Annotated in this window: 4 protein-coding genes; all 4 read right to left on the minus strand. The window is 68.2% G+C overall.

Going from position 1 to position 3,778, the window contains the following annotated elements; all coding sequences use genetic code 11:
• On the minus strand, window positions 1-1,290 hold a 1,290-nt coding region (locus VGT06_01945; protein ID HEV8661894.1), incomplete at its 3' end, for an iron ABC transporter permease.
• An 11-nt stretch (window positions 1,291-1,301) separates the two neighbouring features.
• On the minus strand, window positions 1,302-2,099 hold the full coding sequence (locus tag VGT06_01950) for a methyltransferase domain-containing protein (protein ID HEV8661895.1): 798 nt from the start codon (window positions 2,097-2,099) through the stop codon (window positions 1,302-1,304).
• An 11-nt stretch (window positions 2,100-2,110) separates the two neighbouring features.
• A complete protein-coding gene (locus tag VGT06_01955; protein ID HEV8661896.1) occupies window positions 2,111-3,100 on the minus strand; it encodes an ABC transporter substrate-binding protein in 990 nt (329 codons plus the stop codon).
• A gap of 47 nt (window positions 3,101-3,147) precedes the next feature.
• Window positions 3,148-3,778: sugar phosphate isomerase/epimerase (locus VGT06_01960; GenBank protein HEV8661897.1), on the minus strand; the 631-nt coding region annotated here is incomplete at its 5' end.

Consider the following 3,778-nt stretch of genomic DNA (forward strand, 5'->3'; position numbering starts at 1 on the left):
GACCGGCACGTTCCGGAAGACAAAGAGCAGGACGATGATGGCGGCCGTCCCGGTCAGGAGCAGGGGGCGCTGGTTGAAGGCCAGGATGTAGCCGATCCCGACGACCGTCCCGGGCACGGCGAACGTGAGCATGGAGGTCAGCTCCATGAGCTGCTGCCCGACGAACCGCCGCCGGACCACCAGGAAGGCGATGACCATCCCCAGGAGGCCCGTCACCGGGGTGGCGACCGTGGCCAGGAGGAGGGTGTCCCGGATGGAGGGCCAGCCCACCAGGTAGACGTCGGCGTAGTGCTTCAGCGTGAAGGTGTGATCGGCCCCCCACAGCACCACGAAGGAGCCGAAGAGGACCGTCCCGTAGAAGAGCAGGACGGACCCCGAGCAGAGGCAGCAGAGACCGAAGAGGACCCGCCGGCCGACCGGTCCGACGGTCGGGACGCGCCCGGCGGAGGGTTTCCCCGTCACGGTGACATAGGATTTGCGCCCGACCCAGTACTTCTGAAGGGCGAAGGCGAGCAGGGACGGGACGAGGAGGAGGACCGCCAGCGCAGTCCCGCCGGCGATGTCGTACATCCCGGTGATGTGCAGGTACGCCTGGACCGACAGGACGTGGAAGTTCCCCGAAAGGATGATCGGGTTGCCGAAATCGGCCAGCGACTCGATGAAGACGATCAGGAGCGAGCTGGCCAGCCCCGGGACGGCCAGGGGGAGCGTGACCGTTCGGAAGACCTGCCAGCGGGTGGCCCCCAGGTTGAGCGAGGCCTCCTCCAGCGCCGGGTCAATGGCCTGGAGGATCCCCAGCATGATCAGGAACGCCGTCGGGAAGTAGGCCAGCGTCTCCACCAGCAGAAGCCCTTTCAGGCCGTAGATCTCCGGGTCCCAGGCCCCGCGGAAGATGACCCGGGTGACGAAGCCGTTGTGGCCGAAGAGGAGGATCGTGGCCAGCGCGATGACGAACGGCGGCGAGATGATCGGGAAGGTGGCGATGACACGGAAGAGGCGGCGGCCGGGGATGTTGGTGCGGGCCACGGCGAAGGCGTACAGGAACCCGACGGCTGTCCCGACGATGGCCACCAGGACGCCCAGGAGGAGGCTGTTCAGGAGGGGGCGGCGGTTGAAGGGCTGGCTGAGGAGGTCGCGGTAGACCTGGAGGCCGTACCCCCCCTCGGTCCGGAGCGACATCTGGAAGACCTTGAAGAGGGGGAGCAGGACGAAGAGGACGAGGGCGGCCGTGACGGCGGCGATGATGGCCGCCACGAGCGGCTCCCGGAGCAGGCGGCGCAGGTCAGACACCCGTCCCCTTTCTAGCGGGTCCCGGAGGCGATGAGCGCCTCCGCTTCCATCACGAACCGTCCGCCGGATGCGAATTGTGACAGACGTTCCTGGACGTCTTTGCGGACGGCCTGCCGCACCTCCGCGGGAAGCGCTCGATAGGCTTGGCCCGACCGCCCCGCTCCCGCCTCAACGGGGCTCCAGTAGTCGTCGAACGACTCGTAGGCGATCTCTCGCGTTTCCCCGGTCACGCAGACCTCGTGTAAGCCCGCCTCGGCGAGCAATCGTCCGAGACGGTGCGGATCCCCGAGGGAGTAGGCCAGATGCAGGGCATCCCGCTGGGCGGGGAGGCAGCGGCTGAGGGTGCCCCCGAGGATGCTGAACATCGGCACCCGCTCCGGCTTGGACCAGACACAGACCGCAACCCGCCCACCGGGGCGGAGGACTCGGCGAAACTCCTCTACCCCCCGCACGACATCCGGGAGGTGCATCAGGCCAAGCTGGCAGATGACCGCATCGAAGCTCTTGTCCCGACAGGCCAGGGCCTGGCCGTCCATCGCGACGAGGGTAATGGGTCTGCCGGCAATCTTCGCCCTGGCAACTTCCAGCATCGGGAGGGCAATGTCGGCCCCGAGGACTCTCCCCGATGGGGCAACACAGGGAGCGGCGGCGAGCGCGGCCTCACCGGTTCCTGTGGCCACATCGAGGATGCGCTGGCCCGGAGCCACCCCCGCAGCCGTGAGGAGCGCCGGGACATACAACCGCGACCAGCGCCCTACGTGGCGGTCATAGGCCGACGCCCCGGGACCGAAGGTCACCGTCAGGGGCATCTCCTCCTGCGTTACTGGCCGATCTCCTGGCGCCACCGCTTGATGAGGCGGTCCTTGTCCTCGCCCGCCTTCACGGCGTCGAAGTCGATGAGTTTCACCTGGTCGGCCCGGACCGCCCCGGGCGCCACCGTGGCCTTCGGGTTCAGCGGGATCCGGAACCACTGCTGCATCAGGTTCTGGGCGCGAACCGAGAGGGCCCAGTCAATGAACTTCTTGGCTAGCTCCGGCTCCGGTCCCCCCTTGATGAGCGACATGGCCCCGATCTCGTAGCCGGTCCCCTCCTTCGGGAAGGTGATGACCACGGGGTAGCCCTTGGCCGAGCCCTTCGCGATGATGTCGTGCGAGAAGGAGATGGCCACCCCCACCTCGCCCAGCCCCGCCTGGGTCACGGGCGCCGAGCCGGACTTGTCGTAGTGGTGGATATTCGCGTTCAGCTTCTTCCAGTAGTCGAAGGCCTTGTCCTCCCCCCACATCTGGACGAGCGTCGCCAGGACCGTGAAGGAGGTTCCGGAGGTGTAGGGGAAGGCGATGGCGATCTGCTTCTGGTAGGCCGGGCGCAGCAGGTCTTCCCAGGAGGCGGGCGGCTCGGCATTGATCTTCTTCAGGATGTTGCTGTTGGAGCCGAACCCGATCGCCCCGAAGTAGTAGCCGACCCAGTGCCAGTCGGAATCGTGGCCGTTCGCCGGGAGGGTCCAGTCGATGTTCGGCTTGTAGGGAGCGAGCAGGCCGAACTTCTTTCCCGCGATGTGCTCCTGGGAGGGGCCTCCGAACCAGATGCTGGCCTGCGGGTTATTGCCCTCGGCGCGAACCCGCGCCAGGACCTCCCCTGCCGACATCCGGACCCACTCGACCTTGATGCCGGTGTCCTTCTCGAATTCCGGGATGTAGAGCTTGGTCTCGTTGGTGTCGAGGGCCGAGTACATGTGCAGGACGTTCGCCCCGAACGCCGGCCCTGCTGCGACGAGCAGGACGGCCACCGCGATCCACCCGATCCGCCGCATCATGCTCCTCCTTTTCAGCGCCATTCCGCCAAATGCCTTCCACGCCCCTAGACCCCGCAGACCTCCTTCAGATACCGCCGGCTGAGCCGGGCCGACTCCAGCGCTGTCCGGGGCGTGGTGTCCTGCTCCACGATGACCCAGCCGCCGTACTGGCTCCCCTCGAGGTGCGCGAAGAGGCCCCGGATGTCGAGGCTTCCCCGACCGAGCTCGGTAAACGGGTACTGCCGCAGGGCGTCCAGCCACCCGAGCCGCTCCCGCCGGATCCGCGCCAGCGCCGCCGCGTCCACGTCCTTGACGTGCACGTACCGGAGCCGCTCCCGGTGGGCCCGGAAGGTCTCCAGGACGTCCGCCCCGCCGTAGGCCAGGTGGCCCGCGTCCAGACAGAGCCCGACCTTGATCGGATCGGTCAGCCGGCAGAGCGTGTCCAGCTCGGCCCGGGTCTCGACGAACGAGCCGGCGTGGTTGTGCAGGACGAGGCCCACGGTGAGTGGGCGGAGCGCCTCGGCTATCCGGTGCAGGCCATCCGCCACCGTCGCCCACTCCCGCTCACTCAGCCCGGCGCTCCCGTCGGCCGGGACGCGCCCGGCCATCGCCATCCGCTCCGGGGTGCCCTGGAGCGCCACGATGAGCTCCTCCACTCCCATGGCAGACAGGAGGCCCGCCGCCGGCATCACCTTC

This window comes from Candidatus Methylomirabilis sp., assembly GCA_036000645.1.
Classification (GTDB): domain Bacteria; phylum Methylomirabilota; class Methylomirabilia; order Methylomirabilales; family JACPAU01; genus JACPAU01.